6 protein-coding genes are annotated in these 5,230 nt (G+C 44.9%); 4 read left to right on the top strand and 2 right to left on the bottom strand.

The window, feature by feature from the left end:
* Nucleotides 1-1,015 (bottom strand): condensation domain-containing protein (locus Q0688_RS23410; RefSeq protein WP_299083006.1); only part of this gene is annotated, 1,015 nt, incomplete at its 3' end.
* A gap of 349 nt (nucleotides 1,016-1,364) precedes the next feature.
* Here Q0688_RS23410 and Q0688_RS23405 point away from each other — a divergent pair.
* The 4 genes from Q0688_RS23405 (at nucleotide 1,365) to Q0688_RS23390 (ending at nucleotide 3,958) form a co-directional block, all read left to right on the top strand.
* Entirely contained in the window at nucleotides 1,365-1,661 is a 297-nt protein-coding gene (locus Q0688_RS23405; protein WP_299083005.1) for a hypothetical protein, read from the top strand.
* On the top strand, nucleotides 1,649-1,999 hold the full coding sequence (tnpB, locus tag Q0688_RS23400; RefSeq protein WP_299083003.1) for an IS66 family insertion sequence element accessory protein TnpB: 351 nt from the start codon (nucleotides 1,649-1,651) through the stop codon (nucleotides 1,997-1,999). Before Q0688_RS23405 ends, tnpB begins: the two co-directional genes overlap by 13 nt.
* A gap of 62 nt (nucleotides 2,000-2,061) precedes the next feature.
* Nucleotides 2,062-3,636 (top strand): IS66 family transposase, encoded by a 1,575-nt coding sequence (locus tag Q0688_RS23395; RefSeq protein ID WP_299083001.1) that lies wholly within the window; start codon nucleotides 2,062-2,064, stop codon nucleotides 3,634-3,636.
* Nucleotides 3,637-3,652: 16 nt separating this feature from the next.
* A complete protein-coding gene (locus tag Q0688_RS23390; RefSeq protein ID WP_299082999.1) occupies nucleotides 3,653-3,958 on the top strand; it encodes a hypothetical protein in 306 nt (101 codons plus the stop codon).
* Nucleotides 3,959-4,034: 76 nt separating this feature from the next.
* Here Q0688_RS23390 and purD read toward each other — a convergent pair whose 3' ends face one another.
* Nucleotides 4,035-5,177 carry a phosphoribosylamine--glycine ligase gene (purD, locus tag Q0688_RS23385; RefSeq protein WP_299082997.1) on the bottom strand — a complete coding sequence of 381 codons (1,143 nt, stop codon included), beginning with the start codon at nucleotides 5,175-5,177 and terminating at the stop codon, nucleotides 4,035-4,037.
* Between the last annotated feature and the right edge of the window lie 53 nt (nucleotides 5,178-5,230).

Genomic DNA, 5,230 nt, shown 5'->3' with positions numbered 1-5,230 from the left:
ATTTCTTTTCTAATACTTCACCATCTATATGTTCTCTTTGCCAAAGCGCGTAGTCTGAATATTGTATGGGTAATGCAGGTAGATCGGATAAATTCTGATCCAGATGCTTGCTGTATAGTCGTAGCATCTCATCCATAAAAATAGACCATGACCAGCCGTCAAATGCAATATGATGCAAGGTCATTAACAATACATATTCAGATTCTCCCAAAATGACCAGATCAGCTCTAAGCATGTAGTCTTTGGCTAAATCAAAGGGCACATTACTGAGTTCCAACAACTTTTGCTCTAGTGTTTCTGGAATTTCAATGGGAGAATCTATGGTAGCAGGTGACTCTGCTGTAACAGCCGCTTCTGCAATGGGCTCAACCTTTTGTTCAGGCGCTGCCGCTACCTCACCCTCAGCAGACAGTTCATTGTTTTCAACAGACTCAGGGTCCTCTGTAATGGATACGTACTGGCGAGTATCAGACATGTCTCTTGGAAAAGTAGCCGAGAAAGATTTAGGTGCAAACTTGAATGGATTACCATCGCTATTAATGCCCTTAACCTTTAAAGCAACTTTATAAATACCATCGCCTTTAGTGTTTTCAATGGGCAATTCCCAACGTTTAGCCTCTGGTGCATAAGGAATAGTTCGAATAATACTTGAGCCATCCGGGGCTTTAACTTTAGCAACTATGGACGATTTTTGAATGTCTATATTTTTGCTTCGGGGGGAAATATAGACCGTATATTGAGTACTCTCGTTATACCCGTTAGCAGCCAGTTCAATATCAAATGGAGACCTTAGGTTAATTAACTGGCGATGCTTTCGCTTAAACGTCTTACCATCAACTAAAACATTAACCTCATATTGGCCAACTTTATTTAGTTTTCTAATGGCATCACTAAAAATTCCATCTTCTGGTGGAGACTTAGGATCAGAGATCGTCTTAGTGCCTGACTTATTGTCTTCTGTTTTGATATTTTTAGCCGCTAATTGGGCTAGTGCGTGTAGTTCATTGTTTTTCATTACCTGCCCATCCTTTCCATGTTCAGGTTTAATGATAGACAGTTACACAGGATTGTAACAATCTCGTAGTTTTCTACTCTAACTATTTTAAAAGACGACTATATTTGACTATAAATTTGCCAATTTATAGGTTTCATTTATACCGATGGCTGATATCTCATGTCAATAGCTTTCTTTGATTTCAAAACACCATAAAAAAATTTAGTAATTTCCTCATCACGGCGACATTATCTCCTCTAGAGATAGAATGATCCGGCACTCTCCTGTTTCTTACGTATGCGTCCAGCAGAACCATCTAAAAATTTTCAATAAATCTCATTATCCTCAAACATTTTCATGAGGATAACAAATGTCATTACCGACACAGCAGCAGGAACATATAGAAGCCTGGCAGTCGAGTGGTTTAACGCAGGTGGCATATTGTCGCCAGCATAAGTTGAATTCAAAAACGTTCTCGAACTGGTTGCGGATTTATCGTTCCCAGCAAGTAGCCTCTGTTGCGCCGACTTTGATTCCGGTCGAGATCAAGTCGCAAGCTTTGTCATCTGGCATGTTGTGTTTACGTTTGACACAAGGGCATACACTGGAACTGCCAGCAGATGTATCACCCCAATGGTTGGCAGAATTGTTTAAATGCCTGGACTGATTGCCAATCCAGGCAAGATCTGGCTGGCGGTAGAACCGGTTGATATGCGCCGTGGCATTGATGGTCTGTCGATGGTGGTGCAGCAATCTTTGCAACATGCGCCCTGCGCAGGGTCGGCTTTTGTGTTTTGCAATCGCGCCAACAATCGTATCAAAGTTTTGTTGTGGGATGGCACTGGCGTGTGGTTGTGTCAGCGCCGTTTGCATCAGGGTAAATTTGTTTGGCCGAAGCTAAATGAGTGCTGTTTTGTGTTGACGCAAGCACAATGGAATTGGTTGATAGCCGGTGTTGATTGGCAGCGATTATCGGCGTTGCCACCGGTACATTTGAAGGCTTAGAGAAATAACCAAAAGCCTTTATTCATCAGTAATTAGACGGTGTTTATGGTAAAATAAACCCCATGAAAACGCTTGCTGAATTGGATCAGTTGAACCTTGATTCGGACACCAAAACTCAGGTGACTGACTTGGTTCAAATGCTGCTTGAGCAATCGCAAAAAGAGGTTCGTTCTCAGCAACTCACCATTCAATCGCTGACCATGGAACTGGCTTATTTACGCCGCATCCGGTTTGGCAAAAAGAGTGAGTCGTTGTCATCAAAGCAAACCGATTTATTTGAAGAAACACTGCAATCTGATTTGGCGGCTGTTAACGCAGAAATCGAACAGATCGATCCATCAGCGAAAACACAGGCCAAACCGCCACGTTCTCGTTCTGGCCGCCAACCATTACCCGATCACCTGCCACGTATTGAACACCGCCACGAACCGGAATCTTGCCAATGCGATCAATGTGGCCATCATCTGGTTAAAATCGGCGAAGATATTAGCGAACAGTTAGATGTAGAACCAGCCAAATTCTTCGTTCATCGCCACATCCGCCCACAATATGCCTGCAAGACTTGTGAGACAGTGTTTGCCGCACCGATTCCGCCAGCCATCATTGATGGCGGCATGGCCGCACCCGGCTTACTTGCCTGGGTGCTGACCAGCAAATACCTGAATCACCTCCCACTCTATCGTCTTGAACAAATTGCCGCACGTGAGCAAGTCACACTATCGCGCTCAACAATGGCGGAATGGGTCGGTCGTGTCGGTGTTGCCTTGCAGCCTTTGGTCGATAGACTAAAATGGCATCTGTTGCAGGGCAACACGACCCACGCCGATGAAACGCCGGTAGCACAACTCGATCCCGGCAAAGGCAAAACTAAAAAGTCCTACCTATGGGCCTATCGCAGCAATGACCTGGAACCGGGGCCGCGCATCATCGTCTTCGACTATCAAGCCGGTCGTAGTGGCCGGCATGCACAAAACTTCCTGGAAGACTGGCAAGGCCATTTGATGGTTGACGACTATGGTGGCTACAAAGCACTGTTCTCCGAGAAACAGACAAGCCCCTGCATTGAACTGGCTTGTTGGGCGCACGCACGGCGTAAATTCTTCGACCTGCACAAAGCCAATGACAGCCCGATGGCTTTCGAAGCGTTGCAGCGTATTGGCAATCTATATGCAATTGAAGCGGAAGGTAAAAACCTAACCATCGAAGAACGCCAACAACTACGCGTCGATAAAAGTCGACCCGAGTTGGAAGCACTGCATGACTGGTTATTGCAAACCCGTGTACAAACTGCAAACGGCGGTGGCTCCGCCAAAGCGCTGGATTACACCTTGAAACGCTGGGCCAGCTTGATTCGCTATGCGCAAACTGGCCACCTACCGATTGACAACAATCCAGTAGAAAATGTCATTCGGCCTATTGCTATAGGAAAAAAGAACTGGCTATTCACCGGATCAGAACGCGCTGGCCAACGTGCAGCTGCGATTCAAACTTTGTTCAGAACGGCACAACTCAATGGTCTGAACCCTTCTGCTTGGCTTGAAGATGTGCTTATAAAATTACCAACATGGCCCAACAGTCGTATCGATGAATTATTGCCACTAACATCGGAATTCATTGAAGCACTAACGCAGAAATAAGTACAGGCGGTGTGAAATGACGCTTACCTTCCATGAAGGCGATGTTTGCCAGCACAAGTTGAAGCCTATAAACAGTGTTACGGGCATTATCCGCAAAGTGTATTGGGTGACAGTATTTATGGAACTCAAAAAAACCAAGCAGGATTCAAGCAACTACAAAAACAATGCTGTGAAGATACCGGCAGCGCATCCCAATCGAGGGGAATTTGGCCAAGGTGAAAATGGCTGCAACCTGTACTATATCCGCGCAAAAACAGCGCGGACAAGTGAAGACTCTAAACTAGAATTTCGAACACTACAAGTATTGCACAACGAAGGGTGAGTATGAAAATTAAAGTGTGACTGAATGAACTGGTTACAAAAATTAGGTTTTAAGCTGAGTCTACTTGAGGTTTATTCTATGGTGTATTCACAATGCTACGATACCCGATATCAGAACGCATTTGCGCATCGTCAAATTTAATTTGATCGGCTATTTTGTAGGCATTCTGTTGTGCGATTTTAACATTGTCTCCCAGTGCAGTAACACATAATACGCGACCACCTGCAGTGATTATTTCTTTGTTGTCTTTACCACCCATACGGGTTCCAGAATGGAAAACGTAGAAATCAGGATCAGTTTTTTGTTGGGTCTTCAATGCGTCTAGACCGTGAATGACATCATTCTTGCGTGGGCTGCTAGGATAACCTTGTGCGGCCATAATGATACCCAGTGAAACACGTCTGTCCCATTCGATTTCAGCTTTGTCGAGTGTGCCATTGAGTGCCTGTTCGATGTGGGTGAGTAAGTCACTTCTTAAGCGCAACATGATAGGCTGTGTTTCAGGATCACCCATGCGGCAATTAAATTCCAGTACTCTAATTTCGCTATTGGGTGAAATCATTAAACCGGCATAAAGAAAACCGACGTAGTGAGTATTTTCTTGTTCCATACCACGAATGACGGGATTGATGATTTCACGCATAATTTTGGCGTGGTGTCCAGGTGTCACTAAGCGAATCGGCGAATAAGCCCCCATACCGCCCGTATTGGGTCCTTGGTCACCGTCTAGTAGTCGCTTATGATCTTGGCTGGTTGCTAAGGGTAAGGCATGATGACCGTCAACCATAACCATGAAGCTGACTTCCTCACCTTGTAAAAATTCTTCAATTACAATTTTTGCACCTGCACTCCCCATGTTTTTATCAACCAGCATGGCGTCTACGGCTGCATGTGCTTGTTCGATTGTCATCGCTACGACAACGCCTTTTCCGGCGGCTAAGCCATCGGCTTTGATGACGATAGGCGCACCTTTTAGATCTAAATATTTGTGTGCCTCAGCAGGATCACTAAAAGTAGCATAATCAGCTGTTGGGATATTGTGGCGTTGCATGAAGGCTTTGGAGAAATTTTTGGATATCTCTAGCTGCGCGGCTTTTTGTGTGGGCCCAAATATTTTAAGTTCAGCTGCTTGAAAAGCGTCAACCATACCATCAGCGAGAGGTGCTTCTGGGCCGACAACGGTGATAGCTATTTTTTCTTTCGATGAAACTCTTTCCATGAGGTAAAATCCTAGTTGCACTAACACCCCCATTTAAGGGGGCAAATAGAGTT

The sequence above is a fragment of the uncultured Paraglaciecola sp. genome (assembly GCF_937123705.1).
Lineage (GTDB): Bacteria > Pseudomonadota > Gammaproteobacteria > Enterobacterales > Alteromonadaceae > Paraglaciecola.
Note: the sequence above shows the minus strand (reverse complement) of the source record. Positions and strands in the feature narration are given on the sequence as shown.

Coding starts and splice junctions, on each gene's coding strand:
- Q0688_RS23405 (WP_299083005.1), top strand. CDS start 1,365: ATGTCATTACCGACACAGCAGCAGGAACATATAGAAGCCTGGCAGTCG.
- tnpB (WP_299083003.1), top strand. CDS start 1,649: ATGCCTGGACTGATTGCCAATCCAGGCAAGATCTGGCTGGCGGTAGAA.
- Q0688_RS23395 (WP_299083001.1), top strand. CDS start 2,062: ATGAAAACGCTTGCTGAATTGGATCAGTTGAACCTTGATTCGGACACC.
- Q0688_RS23390 (WP_299082999.1), top strand. CDS start 3,653: ATGACGCTTACCTTCCATGAAGGCGATGTTTGCCAGCACAAGTTGAAG.
- purD (WP_299082997.1), bottom strand. CDS start 5,177: ATGGAAAGAGTTTCATCGAAAGAAAAAATAGCTATCACCGTTGTCGGC.